The sequence below is a fragment of the Streptomyces sp. NBC_01006 genome, from assembly GCF_045162725.1.
GTDB lineage: Bacteria > Actinomycetota > Actinomycetes > Streptomycetales > Streptomycetaceae > Streptomyces.
On sequence record NZ_CP108700.1, the window covers coordinates 2,435,558 to 2,451,957 of the forward strand.

Below are 16,400 nucleotides of genomic sequence, written 5' to 3' on the forward strand. Positions count from 1 at the left end.
TGTACGGACCGTATGAGGGGTCTCCCCGAAGGGAGGGGTGACGTGGTTACACCATCAGCGAGCGGTCCGTCGGCTTGACCGGGTACGGGAGGGCGCTGGTGCCGGTCAGGTAGCGGTCCACGCCTCGGGCCGCCGAGCGGCCCTCCGCGATCGCCCAGACGATGAGCGACTGGCCGCGGCCCGCGTCGCCGGCCACGAAGACGCCGTCCACGTTGGTCGCGTACGACGCGTCGCGCTCGATGTTGCCGCGGGCGTCCAGCTCCAGGCCGAACTGGGCCACCAGGCCGTTGGCCTGGTCCGTGCCGGTGAAGCCCATCGCCAGGGTGACCAGCTGGGCCGGGAGGACCCGCTCGGTGCCCGGCTTCTGCTCCAGCTTGCCGTCGACGAACTCCACCTCGACCAGGTGCAGTGCCTGGACGTTGCCGTCCTCGTCGCCCTCGAAGTGGGTGGTGGAGACGGAGTAGATCCGCTCGCCGCCCTCCTCGTGCGCCGAGGTGACCTTGTACAGCATCGGGAACGTCGGCCAGGGCTGGCCCGTGGGCCGGTCCTCGGACGGCTTCGGCATGATCTCCAGCTGCGTCACCGAGGCCGCGCCCTGGCGGTGGGCCGTGCCCACGCAGTCCGCGCCGGTGTCGCCGCCGCCGATGACGACCACGTGCTTGCCCTCGGCCGTGATGGGGGGCGCCATGAAGTCGCCCTCCTGCACCTTGTTCGCGAGCGGCAGGTACTCCATCGCGAAGTGGATGCCGTTCAGCTCGCGGCCCGGGACCGGCAGGTCGCGGGAGACCGTGGCGCCCGCCGCGACGACCACCGCGTCGAACCGCTTGCGCAGGTCGGTGGCGGTGATGTCGCGGCCGATCTCCACACCCGTGCGGAACTTGGTGCCCTCCGCGCGCATCTGCTCGATGCGGCGGTTGATGTGCACCTTCTCCATCTTGAACTCGGGGATGCCGTAGCGCAGCAGCCCGCCGACGCGGTCGGCGCGCTCGTACACCACCACGGTGTGGCCGGCCCGGGTCAGCTGCTGGGCCGCGGCCAGACCGGCCGGGCCCGAACCGATGACGGCTGCCGTCTTGCCCGACAGCCGCTCCGGCGGCTGCGGGGTGACGTTGCCGTTGTCCCAGGCCTTGTCGATGATCGAGACTTCGACGTTCTTGATCGTGACGGCCGGCTGGTTGATGCCGAGCACGCACGCCGACTCGCACGGGGCCGGGCAGAGGCGCCCGGTGAACTCGGGGAAGTTGTTCGTGGCGTGCAGGCGCTCGCTCGCCCCCGACCAGTCCTCGCGGTACGCGAAGTCGTTCCACTCCGGGATCAGGTTCCCGAGCGGGCAGCCGTTGTGGCAGAACGGGATGCCGCAGTCCATGCAGCGGCCGGCCTGCTTGCTGATGATCGGGAGCAGCGAGCCCGGGACGTAGACCTCGTTCCAGTCCTTCAGCCGGTCGGCTACCGGACGGGAACAGGCGGTCTCGCGCGGGGTGGTGAGGAAGCCCTTCGGGTCAGCCATGGGTCGCCGCCTCCATCATCTTCTCCGTGGTCTCGGACTCCGAGAGTCCGGCCAGCTCAGCGGCGTCCTTGGCGGCGAGCACTGCCTTGTACGTGGTCGGGATGATCTTGCTGAAGCGGGCCGCCGCGGCGTCCCAGTCAGCCAGGAGCTTCGCGGCCACGGTCGAGCCGGTCTCCTCCTCGTGGCGGCGCACCACATCGTGCAGCCACTGCTTGTCGGTGTCGGAGAGGACCTCCACGGCGCCCGCGTTGCCGGCGTTGACGTTGTTCGGGTCGAGGTCGACGACGTACGCGACGCCGCCCGACATGCCGGCCGCGAAGTTGCGGCCCGTCTCGCCGATGACGACGGCGTGCCCGCCGGTCATGTACTCGCAGCCGTGGTCGCCCACGCCCTCCGAGACGACCAGGGCACCGGAGTTGCGGACGCAGAAGCGCTCGCCGGTGCGGCCGCGCAGGAACATCTCGCCGCCGGTGGCGCCGTAGCCGATGGTGTTGCCGGCGATGGTCGAGTACTCGGCGAGGTGGTCGGCGCCGCGGTCCGGGCGGACCACGACCCGGCCGCCCGACAGGCCCTTGCCGACGTAGTCGTTGGCGTCGCCCTCCAGGCGCAGCGTCACACCGCGCGGCAGGAAGGCGCCGAAGGACTGGCCCGCGCTGCCCGTGAAGGTCAGGTCGATGGTGTTGTCGGGCAGGCCCGCACCGCCGAACTTCTTGGTGACCTCGTGGCCGAGCATGGTGCCGACGGTCCGGTTGATGTTCCGTATGGCGACCTGCGCGCGGACCGGCTGGGCGGCTTCGGCGGTCTCGGCGTTCAGCGCGTCGGCCGCGAGCTTGATCAGCTCGTTGTCGAGGGCCTTCTCCAGACCGTGGTCCTGCTCGATCAGGGCGTGGCGGACCGCGCCCTCGGGCAGCGCCGGCACGTGGAAGAGGGGCTCCAGGTCGAGGCCCTGCGCCTTCCAGTGCGTGACGGCCTTGCTGGTGTCGAGGAGCTCGGCGTGGCCGACGGCCTCCTCGATCGTACGGAAGCCCAGCTCGGCCAGCAGCTCGCGCACCTCCTCGGCGATGAACTCGAAGAAGTTCACGACGAACTCGGGCTTGCCGGCGAAGCGGTCGCGCAGGACCGGGTTCTGCGTGGCGATGCCGACCGGGCAGGTGTCCAGGTGGCAGACGCGCATCATGACACAGCCGGAGACGACGAGCGGCGCGGTCGCGAAACCGAACTCCTCGGCGCCGAGCAGCGCGGCGATGACCACGTCGCGGCCGGTCTTGAGCTGGCCGTCCGTCTGGACCACGATGCGGTCGCGCAGCCCGTTGAGCAGCAGGGTCTGCTGGGTCTCGGCGAGGCCGAGCTCCCAGGGGCCGCCCGCGTGCTTGAGCGAGGTCAGCGGGGAGGCGCCCGTACCGCCGTCGTGGCCGGAGATGAGGACGACGTCCGCGTGGGCCTTGGAGACACCCGCGGCGACGGTGCCGACACCGACCTCCGACACCAGCTTCACGTGGATGCGCGCGGCCGGGTTGGCGTTCTTGAGGTCGTGGATCAGCTGAGCCAGGTCCTCGATGGAGTAGATGTCGTGGTGCGGCGGCGGGGAGATCAGGCCGACACCCGGGGTGGAGTGCCGGGTCTTGGCGACCCACGGGTAGACCTTGTGGCCGGGCAGCTGGCCGCCCTCGCCGGGCTTGGCGCCCTGCGCCATCTTGATCTGGATGTCGTCCGCGTTGACCAGGTACTCGCTCGTCACGCCGAAGCGGCCGGAGGCGACCTGCTTGATCGACGAACGCCGCGCCGGGTCGTACAGGCGGTCCGGGTCCTCGCCGCCCTCACCCGTGTTGGACTTGCCGCCCAGCTGGTTCATGGCGATGGCGAGGGTCTCGTGCGCCTCGCGCGAGATGGAGCCGTACGACATGGCGCCGGTGGAGAAGCGCTTGACGATGTCGGCGACCGACTCGACCTCGTCGATGGAGATGGCTTCGCGGTCCGACCTGAAGCCGAAGAGCCCGCGGAGCGTCATGAGGCGCTCGGACTGCTCGTTCACCCGGTCCGTGTACTTCTTGAAGATGTCGTACCGGCGGTTGCGGGTGGCGTGCTGGAGGCGGAAGACCGTCTCCGGGTCGAACAGGTGCGGCTCGCCCTCGCGGCGCCACTGGTACTCGCCGCCGATCTCCAGCGCGCGGTGCGTGGCCGCGATGCCGGAGGCCGGGTACGCCTTGGCGTGGCGGGCGGCCACCTCCTTGGCGATGACGTCCAGGCCGGCGCCGCCGATCTTGGTGGCGGTGCCCTGGAAGTACGCCCCGACGAACTCCTCGTTCAGGCCGACGGCCTCGAAGACCTGGGCGCCGCGGTAGGAGGCGACGGTGGAGATGCCCATCTTGGACATGACCTTCAGGACGCCCTTGCCGAGCGCGTAGATCAGGTTCTTGATGGCCTGCTCCGGCTCCAGGCCGGACAGGAACGTACCGGCGCGCAGCAGGTCCTCGACGGACTCCATGGCGAGGTACGGGTTCACGGCGGCGGCGCCGTAGCCGATGAGCAGTGCGACGTGGTGGACCTCGCGGACGTCACCGGCCTCGACCAGCAGGCCCACCTGGGTGCGCTGCTTGGTGGCGATGAGGTGGTGGTGCACGGCGGAGGTGAGCAGCAGCGAGGGGATCGGCGCGTGCTCGGCGTCCGAGTGGCGGTCCGAGAGGACGATCAGGTGGGCGCCGTTGGCGATGGCCGCGTCGACCTCGCCGCGGATCTCCTCCAGGCGGGCGGCCAGCGACTCGCCGCCGCCGGAGACCCGGTAGAGGCCCGAGAGGGTGGCGGCCTTCATGCCCGGCATGTCGCCGTCGGCGTTGACGTGGATGAGCTTGGCGAGCTCGTCGTTGTCGATCACCGGGAAGGGCAGGGTGACGCTGCGGCAGGACGCGGCGGTCGGGTCCAGCAGGTTGCCCTGTGGGCCCAGCGAGGACAGCAGCGAGGTGACGAGCTCCTCGCGGATGGCGTCCAGCGGCGGGTTGGTGACCTGCGCGAAGAGCTGCGTGAAGTAGTCGAAGAGCAGCCGGGGGCGCTCGGAGAGGGCCGCGATCGGGGAGTCCGTGCCCATGGAGCCGAGCGGCTCGCCGCCGGTGCGGGCCATCGGCGCGAGGATGACGCGCAGCTCCTCCTCGGTGTAGCCGAACGTCTGCTGGCGGCGGGTGACCGAGGCGTGGGTGTGGACGATGTGCTCGCGCTCGGGCAGGTCCGTCAGCTCGATCTCGCCGGACTCCAGCCAGTCCGCGTACGGCGCGGCGGCGGCCAGACCGGCCTTGATCTCGTCGTCCTCGATGATCCGCTTCTGGGCGGTGTCGACGAGGAACATCTTGCCGGGCTGGAGGCGGCCCTTGCGGACGACCTTGGCCGGGTCTATGTCGAGGACGCCGACCTCGGAGGAGAGGACGACGAGGCCGTCGTCGGTGACCCAGTAGCGGCCGGGGCGCAGACCGTTGCGGTCGAGGACCGCGCCGACCTGGGTGCCGTCGGTGAAGGTGACGCAGGCCGGGCCGTCCCAGGGCTCCATCAGCGTGGAGTGGTACTGGTAGAACGCGCGGCGGGCCGGGTCCATGGAGGTGTGGTTCTCCCAGGCCTCCGGGATCATCATCAGCACCGCGTGGGGCAGCGAGCGGCCGCCGAGGTGCAGGAGCTCCAGGACCTCGTCGAAGGAGGCCGAGTCGGAGGCGTCCGGGGTGCAGATCGGGAAGATCCGCTCCAGGGCGCCGTCGCCGAAGACCCCGGAGGCCAGCTGGGACTCGCGGGCCTTCATCCAGTTGCGGTTGCCCTTGACCGTGTTGATCTCGCCGTTGTGCGCGACGAAGCGGTACGGGTGGGCCAGCGGCCAGGACGGGAAGGTGTTGGTCGAGAACCGCGAGTGGACCAGGGCCAGCGTCGAGGCGAAGCGGCGGTCGGAGAGGTCCGGGAAGAAGGGCTCCAGCTGGCCGGTGGTCAGCATGCCCTTGTAGACGATGGTGCGGGCGGAGAGCGACGGGAAGTAGACCCCGGCCTCGCGCTCGGCGCGCTTGCGCAGCACGAACGCCTTGCGGTCCAGCTCGATGCCGCTCGTCCCGTTGCTCACGAACAGCTGGGAGAAGGCCGGCATGGTGGCGCGGGCGCCGTTGCCGAGCAGGTCGGGGGTGACCGGGACCTCGCGCCAGCCGAGAACCGTCAGGTTCTCCTCGGCGGCGATGGCCTCGATCTGCTCCACGGCGACGGCCTGTGCGGTGCCGTCGGCGGGGAGGAAGGCGATGCCGACGGCGTACGCGCCGGCCTCGGGGAGCTCGAAACCGGCCACCTCGCGCAGGAACGCGTCCGGGACCTGGGACAGGATTCCGGCGCCGTCGCCCGAGTCGGGCTCGGATCCGGTGGCGCCTCGGTGCTCGAGGTTCCGCAATACGGTCAGCGCCTGCTCGACCAGCGTGTGGCTGGCCTCGCCGCTGAGGTTGGCCACAAAGCCGACGCCACAGGCGTCGTGCTCGTTGCGCGGGTCGTACATGCCCTGCTGGGCGGGGCGACCGTCCATGGGCGACCAGGCGGTGGTGCTGAGGCCGGTCGCGGAGTGCGTGGATGCGGAACGCATCGGCTCTCCCGTCGTCGTAGCGGCATATGTGTCATAGCCGAGGGACGACGTTGGCCCTCTGCGAAATTTCGTGCAGGTTACATGATGACGGCAATCCCGAGAAGCGGATACGGCGTTTCACCATGCGGACACTGCACGCAACAGAAATGGAGACTTCCGCAGCGGGGCGGGCATCATTGCCCGGCGCGCGGCGCCCTGGTCTGATGCCCGGCGGACACGGGATCGAAACCGCCGAGTAACGGACTACTTATGTCACAGGCTGCATAGTGTCTCACTGCCCGCGCGGTCAGCCTACGGCTCCGCCGATCCAGGTTCCCAGGACGTACGTCACACCCGCGGCCGCGCCGCCCAGCAGCAGCTGCCGCAGGCCGCTGTACCACCAGCTCCGCGCGGTGACCCGGGAGACGACCGCGCCGCAGGCGAAGAGCCCGGCCAGCGCGAGCAGCACCGCCGGCCACAGGGACGTGGCGCCGAGCAGGTACGGCAGTACGGGAAGCAGCGCGCCCAGCGCGAAGGAGCCGAAGGACGAGACCGCGGCGACCATCGGCGACGGCAGGTCGTCGGGGTCGATCCCGAGCTCCTCGCGGGCGTGGATCTCCAGCGCCTGCTCCGGGTCCCGGGACAGCTGCATGGCGACTTCGCGGGCGAGCGAAGGCTCGACGCCGCGCGATACGTACAGCTCGGCCAGCTCCTCCATCTCGTCGACGGGGTGCCCCAGCAACTGCTGTCGTTCTATGTCAAGTTCGGCGAGGACCAGCTCGCGCTGCGAGGCGACGGAGGTGTACTCGCCGGCCGCCATCGAGAAGGCTCCGGCCGCGAGGCCCGCCAGTCCGGTGATCACGATGGTCTGCGGGGCGACGGCGCCGCCGGCCACGCCGGTCATCAGCGCGAGGTTGGAGACGAGCCCGTCCATCGCACCGAACACCGCAGGTCGCAGCCATCCGCCGTTGACATCGCGGTGGGTGTGGTTGTCTCGGTGCGCGGTGTGCAGCGGTGCTTCGATGTCGATGATGGACATGACGGATTCCTCCCCTTTTGTACGAGCGGGTACGCGGAACCACGCCCTGCGCGACGCGCGGGCAGCCACTCCCCCGGAACACCTCGAAACTACGCACGATTTCCGCCGCCCGCCAGCAAGGAAGGCCGTACTTACCTGGGGTTTCGCGGGTCGGCGACCGGGTGACGGGGGCCTGGGCGGGGTGTTTCGCGGCGAGCGACAAACCACATGACATGGCACAAATCCCCCAAGGGCTCATGATGAGCCCCATCCACAGTGGGAGAGGCGCGCCATGGAGCCGATGAAGCTGATTGCATGCAATCCGCAGGTCCTCCTCGAACGGGCCAGGGGCGCTCTTCTCGGCCTCGCGACGGGAGACGCGCTCGGCGCCCCCGCCGAGAACATGAAGCCCTCGGAGATCCGCGCGAAATGGGGCCGCATCGAGGGCTTCGTGTCGGACGATCCGGCGGGCACCGACGACACCGAGTACGCGATCTTCTCGGGGCTGCTGCTGGCCCGCCACGGGTCGGCGCTGACCGTCTCGCACGTCGAGCGGGCCTGGCACCACTGGATCGCCGACCTCGACGAGGGGCCGTTCCGGGGCGCGGGCTTCAGCGAGCGCGGCACGCTGGAGAACCTCCGCCGGGGCCTCGCCGCCCCCATCTCCGCCCAGCACCGCCACGCCTGGTCGGACGGCCTGGCCATGCGGGCGGCCCCCTTCGGCGTCTTCGCGGCCGGCCGCCCGGCGGAAGCGGCCCGGCTCGTCGCCATCGACGGCTCGGTCAGCCACGACGGGGAGGGCATCTACGGCGGCCAGGCGGTCGCGGCCGGTGTCGCGGCGGCCATGGCGGGCGGCTCGCCCGCCTCCGTCATCTCCGCCGCCCTGTCCGTGATCCCGTCCGACTCCTGGACGGCCCGCTCCCTGCGCCGGGCGGTGACGGCGGCCCCGCGCGGCGAGCGGGCCGTGCGCTCCGCCGTGGTGATCGGCGGCTACCCCTGGACGGACCTGGCCCCGGAGGCGGTGGGCCTGGCGTTCGGCGCCTTCGCCACCTGCGGCGGCGACTTCGCCTCCTCGGTCCTCACGGCCGTGAACATGGGCCGGGACGCGGACACCACGGCGGCGGTGGCGGGCGCCCTCTCCGGCGCCCTGTCGGGCGTCGCCGCGATCCCGGAGGAGTGGGCCAAGGCCATCGGCCCGGTCCGCGGCTCCTGCCTCCCCTCGATGCGCGGCTACCACGTCCTGGACATCGCGGACCTCCTCACCCCGGAATCCCGATGACCCCCCTCCCCCCGGGCCAGAACCCCCGGCCGGCCGCAGAGGTGCGGCGGATCGAGGGGTTGCTGCTCGGGCTCGCCGCGGGAGACGCCGCCGGGTGGCCCGCCGCCCGGCACCGCGCCAGCCGCATGCCCGAGTGGACCCGCCGCCTCACCCGCGAGCTCGACACCTTCGCCGAGCACAACCAGACCACCACCCTCCCCGTCCCCATCGCCCTCAACCAGCCCCCGGAACCCCTGCGCCTCGGCCCCTCCGACGACGCCGAATGGGCCGCCTTCGCCGCCGAATCCGTGCTCACCGCGGCCGGCGTGCTGCTCAGCGACCTCAGCCGGTCCCGCCGCATGCGGGCCGCCATCGACCTGGCCTGGAACGCCCTGGCCAGCGAGATCGCCGCGGCGGCGGAGCGCGCCCCCGAGGTGGAGTCCGCCGTCCTGCCCCTACGCGCCCGCATCTCCGTCCGGGCCGGCCTCGGCAACCTCGCCGCCGGCCTGCGCCCGCCCGCCACCGGCCACGACAACCCGCACTACTTCGACGACGCCGCCTGCGTCCGCGCCTGCGTCCTCGCCGTCGTCCACCCCGGCGACCCGGCCGCGGCCGCGGACCTCGCCGAGTTCGACGCCCGCTACACCCAGGACGGCGACGGGGTCCACGGCGCCCGCGCCATGGCCGCCGCCATCGCGGCCGCCCTCGCCGGCGCCGACACCGACACCGCCGTCGACGCCGCCCTCGGCCAGCTCCCCGAGGCCACCGAGATCGGCCGCAACGCCCGCCACGCCGTCAAGCTCGCCCGCGTCCACGCCGAGGGCGGCGCCTTCGCCATCGTCCCCACCCTCGAACACGAGATCGTGGACCACGTCTACAGCTACGGCATCGCCGCCGCCGAGACCGTCCCCGTCGCCCTCGCCCTGGCCACCGCCGCCCGCGGCCGCGCCGCCGAGGCCGTACCGGCCGCCGCCTGCCTGTCCCGCGTCGCGGACTCCGCACCCGCCCTCGCCGGCGCGCTCACCGGCGCCCTCGGCGGCGGCGACTCGATCCCGGCCGCCTGGCGCGAGGCCTGCCGCACCCTGTCCGGCTGCTCCCTCCCCCGCCTCGCCGGTACCGATCTCGTCGAACTCGCCGCGCTGCTCGCTCGTACGGAACTCACCTCACCCAAGGGATGATTCGGACATGACGCTCACTCTCGAAGACCGGGCGGCCGGCTGCCTCGTCGGAGCCGCCGTCGGCGACGCGCTCGGCGGCCCGGTGGAGGGCTGGTCCCCGGACCAGATCGTGGAACGGCACGGCGGCCGCGTCCACGGCATCGTCGGCCCGTGGCACGAGGACTGGCGTACGGCCCGCCCCATCGCCCCTTACCACAAGGGCGACGGCCACGTCACCGACGACACCCTCATGACGCACGCCCTGGTACGGGTCTACGAGACCGTACGGGACCACCTGGACGCGTACGCCATCGCCGAACACCTGGTCCCGGACCTGATGACGAACCCGCGCTGGATCCCCGAACTGGAGGCGGAGGCCCTGCCCTTGCAGCGGATCTTCCTCGCGGAGAAGTGGATCGTGAGCCGCCTGCACTACGGGCACGTCGACCCCCGCGAGGCGGGCAGCGGCAACATCGTCAACTGCGGGGCGGCGATGTACATGGCGCCGGTCGGCATCGTCAACGCGGGGAATCCGGCGGGCGCGTACGCGGAGGCGCTGGACATCGCCGGGGCGCACCAGTCCTCGTACGGGCGGGAGGCGGCGGGCGTCTTCGCGGCGGCGGTGGCGGCGGCATGCGTACCGGGGGCGACGGCCTCCTCGGTGGTGGACACGGCCCTCGCGCTGGCCAAGGACGGCACGCGGGCCGCGATCGCGGCGGTGTGCGAAGCGGCCTCGCGCCACCGGGACTTCGAATCGGCCCTGGCCCCGCTCCGCGCGGCGGTGGCCCCGTACGACTCGGTGGGCCCGGACTACCGCGCCCCCTCGCTCGGCGCCCGCCGCCCCTCCCGCCTCCACGCGATCGAGGAACTGCCGATCGCGCTCGGCATGCTGGTGGTCTGCGACGGGGTGTACGAGGGCTCGGTGCTCGGCGCCGTCAACTACGGCCGGGACTGCGACTCCATCGCCACGATGGCGGGGGCGATCGCAGGAGCCCTGTCGGGCGTCTCGGCGGTCCCGCCGGCCTGGGCCAAGGAGGTGGCCGAGGCCAGCCGTCTCGACCTGCACGCCCCGGCGACGGCCTTGGCGGCGGTGACCCGCGAGGTCTTCACGCAGGACCGGGCCCGCCGCCGGGCCCACGAATCGGCCTTCGCCTCGATCGCCACCCCCCGATGAGCGGCGCCCCCATGAGCCCCGCCCCGGCCGTACGGCTCACCTGGGTCCAGCCGGAGGACCTGGTCGGGCACGAGCTGCGCCAGGCCTCCGAGGACGGGCGGGAGGCGGGTCCGCTGCTGCGCGTCTGGCGCGCGGCCGGCGGGCCCCCGGCGCCCGACCGGGCCGGCGCCTCCCCCGCCCCGGCCCCGCCGGAGCTGCGCGCGCTGGCCTCCCGCCTGCTGGACGAGCTCGCGGAGCTCCGGTCCCCCCTGTCCCCGGACGAACCCACCCTCTGGCCCGACATCCGGGCGACCTGGCCCGGGCCCACCACGCAGCCGCCGGACACGGTCCCCGGCCACGCCGGACCCCGCCGCCCGGACCACCCGGCCCCGGAGCGCACGGCGGAACGCCGGCCGACCGCCGCACTGCGGGGCCGGCTGGAAGCCGCCTGGACGGGTCGGGCCGTCGGCTGCCTGCTCGGGAAGCCCGTCGAGAAGCTGCCGCTGCACGCGATCCGGGCCCTCGCCCGCGCCGCGGGCAACTGGCCGCTGGACGACTGGTTCACCGCGCGCGGCGTGCCCGCGGAGCTGCTGGCCGCCCATCCCTGGAACCGGCGTTCCGCGGCCACCTCGCTCGCTGAGAACATCGACGGCATGCCCGAGGACGACGACCTCGACCACCCCCTCCTCGGGCTCCGGCTGCTCCAGCGCCACGGCAAGCGCTTCACCACCGCCGACCTCGGCCGGCTCTGGCTCGACGAGCTGCCCGCCGGGCGGACCTTCACCGCCGAGCGCCTCGCGTACCGCAACCTCCTCCAAGGGCTGGAGCCCCCGGCCACCGCCACCCACCACAACCCCTTCCGCGAGTGGATCGGCGCCCTCATCCGGGCCGACGTCCACGGCTGGACCAACCCCGGCGACCCGGCCGCCGCCGCGGCCCAGGCGTACCGGGACGCCGCCCTCACCCACACCGGCAACGGCCTGTACGCCGCCCTGTTCGCCGCCGCCGCCATCGCCGAGGCCGCCGGCGGCCGGGCCGACGTCCACACCGCGCTCCGGGCCGGGCTGGCCGTCGTACCGCCCCGCTCGCGCCTCGCCGAGGCCGTCCGCCACGCCGTCGACACCGCGCACCGGTACGCCGATTTCGACCGCGTCGTCGACCACCTCCACGAGCGGTACGGCCGCTACCACTGGGTCCACGCCGTCCCCAACACCGCCCTCGTCGCCGCCGCCCTCACCCATGCCGACGGGGACTTCACCCACTCCGTCTGCCGCGCCGTGTCCGGTGGTTGGGACACCGACTCCAACGGCGCCACCGCCGGCTCCCTCGCCGCGCTCGTCGACCCGGACGGCGTCCCGCACCGCTGGTCCGCCCCCCTCAAGAACCGCCTCGCCACCACCGTCCCCGGCTTCGACGGCATCGGCTTCGACACCCTCGCCCACCTCACCGCACAGGAGGCAGCCCGCCCATGACGGCCATCGCCGTGCTCGGCAGTACCAACATGGACCTCGTCGCCTACGTCCCCAAGGCTCCCCGGCTCGGGGAGACCGTCACCGGCCGCGAGTTCCGCACCGTCCCCGGCGGCAAAGGCGCCAACCAGGCCGTCGCCGCCGCCCGCAGCGGCGGGGAGGTGGTGATGATCGGCGCGGTCGGCGCCGACGGGTTCGGCGTACGGCTGCGCTCCGCGCTCACCGCGGCCGGGGTCGAGACGGCGGCCCTGCGCACCGTCGAGGGCGCCAGCGGCACCGCGCACATCACCGTCGACGACGAGGGCGGCAACAGCATCATCGTCATCCCCGGCGCCAACGCCCACGTCACCGGCCTGGAGGCCGGCGACGACTCCCGCATCGGCGCCGCCGACTCCCTCCTCCTCCAGCTCGAACTCCCGCTGTCCGCCGTCCTCGCCGGCGCGCTCGCCGCCCGCGCCCACGGCGTCCGTACGGTCCTCACCCCGGCCCCCGCCCAGCCGCTGCCCGCGCAGCTCCTCGCCGCCACCGACCTGCTGGTCCCCAACGAGCACGAGGCCGCCGCCCTGACCGGGCTCACCGACCCGTACCAGGCCGCCGAGGCCCTGCTCCACCAGGTCCCGGAGGTCGTCATCACCCTCGGCGCGGCCGGTTCCCTCTACGCCGCCCGCGGGCGGGAGCCGCTGACCGTGCCCGCGCCCCGCGTCCGGGCCGTGGACACCACCTCCGCCGGGGACACCTTCGTCGGCGCGCTGGCGGTGGCCCTCGGGGAGCGGCGCCCGATGCCGGAGGCGCTGCGCTGGGCCTCGGCGGCGGCCGCGCTCTCCGTCCAGCGCCCGGGAGCCCAGGACTCGATGCCGACCCGCGCCGAGACGGACGCTTTCGCCGCGGCCGACCCCGCGGCCGCCCCCGGAGCCTCCTCGTGAACCCCGTCCAGGGGCCCCTGCGGGGCGTGCGGGTGCTGGACCTCGCCACCCTCTTCGCCGGCCCCCTCGCCGCCACCCTGCTCGGCGACTTCGGCGCCGACGTCGTCAAGGTCGAGCACCCCGTGCGCCCCGACCCCTCGCGCGGCCACGGCCCCGCCAAGGACGGCATCGGCCTGTGGTGGAAGCTGCTCGGCCGGAACAAGCGGACGATGACCCTCGACCTGTCCACCCCCGGCGGGCGCGAGACCCTGCTGCGGCTGGCCGCCACCGCCGACGTGGTCATCGAGAACTTCCGCCCGGGCACCCTGGAGAAGTGGGGCCTGGGCTGGCCCGAGCTGTCCGCCGCCAACCCGCGGCTGGTCCTGGCCCGCGTCACCGCCTTCGGCCAGCAGGGCCCGTACGCCCACCGCCCCGGCTTCGGCACCCTCGCGGAGGCGATGAGCGGCTTCGCCGCGATCACCGGGGAGCCCGACGGGCCGCCGACCCTGCCGCCCTTCGGCCTCGCCGACTCGATCGCCGCGCTGACCACCGCGTACGCCGTGATGACCGCGCTCGCCGGGCGCGAGCACACCGGACACGGCCAGGTGGTGGACCTGGCCATCATCGAGCCGATCCTGACCGTGCTGGGCCCGCACCCGCTCTGGTACGACCAGCTCGGCTACGTCCAGCCGCGCACCGGCAACCGCTCCACCAACAACGCCCCCCGGAACACCTACCGCAGCGCCGACGGCCGCTGGCTTGCGGTCTCCACCTCCGCGCAGTCCATCGCGGAGCGCGTCATGCGGCTCGTCGGCCGGCCCGAGCTGATCGCCGAGCCGTGGTTCGCGACCGGCTCCGGCCGGGCCGCTCACGCGCCCGTGCTCGACGAGGCGGTCGGCGGCTGGATCGGCCGCCACAAGGCCGACGACGTGGTCGCCGCCTTCGAGGAGGCCGAGGCCGCCGTGGCCCTGGTCTACGACGTACGGGACGTCATGGCCGATCCGCAGTTCGCGGCCCTGGACAGCGTCACCGAGGTCGAGGACCCCGAACTCGGCCCGCTCCGGATGCAGAACGTCCTGTTCCGGCTGTCCGAGACCCCCGGCGGGATCCGCTGGGCCGGCCGCCCGCACGGCGCGGACACCGACGCCGTACTCACCGAACTCGGCCTGTCCGAGGCCGAGATCAGCGCACTCCGGATGGAGGGGGCCCTGTGATCCTGACCTGGCTCTACGTACCCGGCGACCGCCCGGAGGTGGTCGCCAAGGCCCTGCACTCCGGGGCCGACGCCGTCATCGTCGACCTGGAGGACGCGGTGTCGGCCTCCCGCAAGGAGTACGCCCGCGCCGCCACCGCGGAACGGCTGGCCGAGCGGCCCCCGGTCCCGGTGTTCGTCCGCGTCAACGCCCTGGACTCCCCCTGGGCCGGCGCCGACCTCACCGCCCTGACCGGGCTGCACGGCCTGGCGGGGCTGCGGCTGCCGAAGATCACGGCCCCGGAGCAGATCGCCGCGGTCGCCGACCGCACCGGCGGGGTGGCGCTCCACGCCATGCTGGAGTCGGCACTGGGCGTGGAGCGCGCGTACGAGATCGCCCGCGCGCACCCCGTCCTGCGCGGGCTCTCCCTCGGCGAGGCCGACCTCGGGGCCGATCTGGGCATCAGTGCCGAGTCGGGGCTGGACTGGCCGCGCTCCCGGGTGGTGATCGCGGCCCGGGCGGCGGGGCTGGCCCCGCCCGCGCAGTCGGTCTTCCCCGACATCCGGGACCTGGAGGCGCTGGCCGTCTCCTGCGTGCGCGGGCGGGCGCTGGGTCTCCTGGGCCGGGCGGCGATCCACCCGCGCCAGCTGCCGGTGATCGAGCGGGCCTACCTGCCCGGACCCGCGGAGGTCACCGCCGCCGAGGAGATCGTCGCGGCCGCCCGCCGCACCCCGGGGGCGGTGGCCCTGCCGGACGGCCGCTTCGTCGACCCGGCGGTGCTGGCGGGCGCGGAACGGGTCGTCGCCCTCGCGCGCCGGGAATCGCCCGTCCTTTCCTGACCCCGGACGCACGAACGGGAGGGGCGCCGCGCGGTGTGCGCGGCGCCCCTCCCATGTGGTCCGGGAGACCCGGTCAGAGCTTCTTGGCGGCCTTCGGAGCCTCGGCGTCCGCCGCGCCGGCGTCTGCGGTCGCCTCGGCGGAAGCGGCCTCGGCGTCCGTCTTCGGCTCGGACTCCCCGTCCGCGGAGTCCTTCGCCTCGGCGGCGCCGTCCTTCGCCTCGTCCTTCGTCTCGCCCTTCGCCTCGTCCTTGGTCGCGGGGTCGGATGCCGCAGGCCCGCGGTCCGGCTCCACGATCTCCTCGCGGCCCGGCCGCAGCTTCGCCGACAGCACGAGGTAGATCACGGCCAGGATGAAGACCACGATCGAGGTCCACACGTTCAGCCGGACGCCGAGGATGTGGTGGGCCTCGTCGACCCGCATGTACTCGATCCAGCCGCGGCCCACGCAGTACGCGGCGACGTACAGGGCGAAGGCGCGGCCGTGGCCGAGCTTGAAGCGGCGGTCGGCCCAGATCACGAGCGCGGCGACGCCGAGGCACCACAGCGACTCGTACAGGAAGGTCGGGTGGTAGGTGCCGGCGACCCGGTTGGGGCCGTCGCTGATCTCGACGGCCCAGGGCAGGTCGGTGGCCCGCCCGTACAGCTCCTGGTTGAACCAGTTGCCCCAGCGGCCGCAGGCCTGCGCCAGCGCGATACCGGGGGCCAGGGCGTCGGCCCAGGCCGGCAGCGGGATGCCGCGCAGGCGGCAGCCGATCCAGGCGCCCACCGCGCCCAGCGCGATCGCGCCCCAGATGCCGAGGCCGCCCTCCCAGATCTTGAAGGCGTCGACCCAGTTGCGGCCCTCGCCGAAGTACAGCTGGTAGTCGGTGATCACGTGGTAGAGGCGACCGCCGACCAGGCCGAACGGCACCGCCCACACGGCGATGTCCGCGACGGTGCCCGGCTTTCCGCCGCGCGCGATCCACCGCTTGTTGCCGAGCCAGACGGCGACGAAGACGCCGATGATGATGCAGAACGCGTAGCCGCGCAGCGGGATCGGTCCGAGATGGATCACGCCGGTCGACGGGCTGGGGATATAGGCAAGGTTCATGGCAGAGCCGACGCTACCCTGCCGGGCGGTACGGACCGCAACCCGCCCGGCAACCTGGCGCCAAATCGAGACGGGAGGGGATCAGTCCTCGCCGGCCCCCTTCGCGGCCCCGGCCGAGCCGGCCCGCGAGCCCGTCCCGGTGGTGGAGGACTTCGCCACGGCCGAGGAAGAGGCCGACGGCGATCCGGATCCCGCGGTCTTCGTCCCCTTCGCGGAGGCGCTCGGCGAGGCGGAGTGCGGGGACGAG

Annotated in this window: 11 protein-coding genes; 7 read left to right on the top strand and 4 right to left on the bottom strand. The window is 73.3% G+C overall.

Translation table 11 applies throughout. The features are described 5' to 3' along the window. Positions 1-46: 46 nt before the first annotated feature. The 3 genes from OG509_RS11025 to OG509_RS11035 form a co-directional block, all read right to left on the bottom strand. Positions 47-1,507, bottom strand: a complete 1,461-nt coding sequence (locus OG509_RS11025; protein ID WP_385589989.1) for a glutamate synthase subunit beta — start codon at positions 1,505-1,507, stop codon at positions 47-49. After that, positions 1,500-6,038 (bottom strand): glutamate synthase large subunit, encoded by a 4,539-nt coding sequence (gltB, locus tag OG509_RS11030; RefSeq protein WP_406187535.1) that lies wholly within the window; start codon positions 6,036-6,038, stop codon positions 1,500-1,502. The genes OG509_RS11025 and gltB overlap by 8 nt, the downstream gene beginning before the upstream one ends. A gap of 343 nt (positions 6,039-6,381) precedes the next feature. Continuing rightward, the gene (locus OG509_RS11035; RefSeq protein WP_406182095.1) at positions 6,382-7,113 is read right to left on the bottom strand and encodes a VIT1/CCC1 transporter family protein; all 732 of its coding nucleotides are present in this window, start codon (positions 7,111-7,113) and stop codon (positions 6,382-6,384) included. Positions 7,114-7,393: 280 nt separating this feature from the next. On the opposite strand from OG509_RS11035, the gene OG509_RS11040 reads away from it, so the two are divergent. The 7 genes from OG509_RS11040 to OG509_RS11070 are packed head-to-tail and all read left to right on the top strand — an operon-like array spanning position 7,394 to position 15,063. Further along, on the top strand, positions 7,394-8,371 hold the full coding sequence (locus tag OG509_RS11040; protein ID WP_406182096.1) for an ADP-ribosylglycohydrolase family protein: 978 nt from the start codon (positions 7,394-7,396) through the stop codon (positions 8,369-8,371). Continuing rightward, on the top strand, positions 8,368-9,528 hold the full coding sequence (locus OG509_RS11045) for an ADP-ribosylglycohydrolase family protein (RefSeq protein ID WP_406182098.1): 1,161 nt from the start codon (positions 8,368-8,370) through the stop codon (positions 9,526-9,528). The genes OG509_RS11040 and OG509_RS11045 overlap by 4 nt, the downstream gene beginning before the upstream one ends. Positions 9,529-9,535: 7 nt before the next feature. Beyond that, positions 9,536-10,681, top strand: coding sequence for an ADP-ribosylglycohydrolase family protein (locus OG509_RS11050; RefSeq protein ID WP_406182100.1), 1,146 nt, complete (start codon positions 9,536-9,538; stop codon positions 10,679-10,681). 11 nt (positions 10,682-10,692) lie between these two features. Further along, entirely contained in the window at positions 10,693-12,132 is a 1,440-nt protein-coding gene (locus OG509_RS11055) for an ADP-ribosylglycohydrolase family protein (protein ID WP_406182102.1), read from the top strand. Next, the gene (gene rbsK / locus OG509_RS11060) at positions 12,129-13,052 is read left to right on the top strand and encodes a ribokinase (RefSeq protein ID WP_406182103.1); all 924 of its coding nucleotides are present in this window, start codon (positions 12,129-12,131) and stop codon (positions 13,050-13,052) included. Before OG509_RS11055 ends, rbsK begins: the two co-directional genes overlap by 4 nt. After that, positions 13,049-14,245 carry a CaiB/BaiF CoA transferase family protein gene (locus OG509_RS11065; protein WP_406182104.1) on the top strand — a complete coding sequence of 399 codons (1,197 nt, stop codon included), beginning with the start codon at positions 13,049-13,051 and terminating at the stop codon, positions 14,243-14,245. Before rbsK ends, OG509_RS11065 begins: the two co-directional genes overlap by 4 nt. Continuing rightward, entirely contained in the window at positions 14,242-15,063 is an 822-nt protein-coding gene (locus OG509_RS11070) for an HpcH/HpaI aldolase/citrate lyase family protein (RefSeq protein ID WP_406182106.1), read from the top strand. Before OG509_RS11065 ends, OG509_RS11070 begins: the two co-directional genes overlap by 4 nt. 73 nt (positions 15,064-15,136) lie before the next feature. On the opposite strand, the gene lgt is transcribed toward OG509_RS11070, so the two are convergent. After that, a complete protein-coding gene (lgt, locus tag OG509_RS11075) occupies positions 15,137-16,153 on the bottom strand; it encodes a prolipoprotein diacylglyceryl transferase (protein ID WP_406182108.1) in 1,017 nt (338 codons plus the stop codon). Positions 16,154-16,400 lie beyond the last annotated feature (247 nt).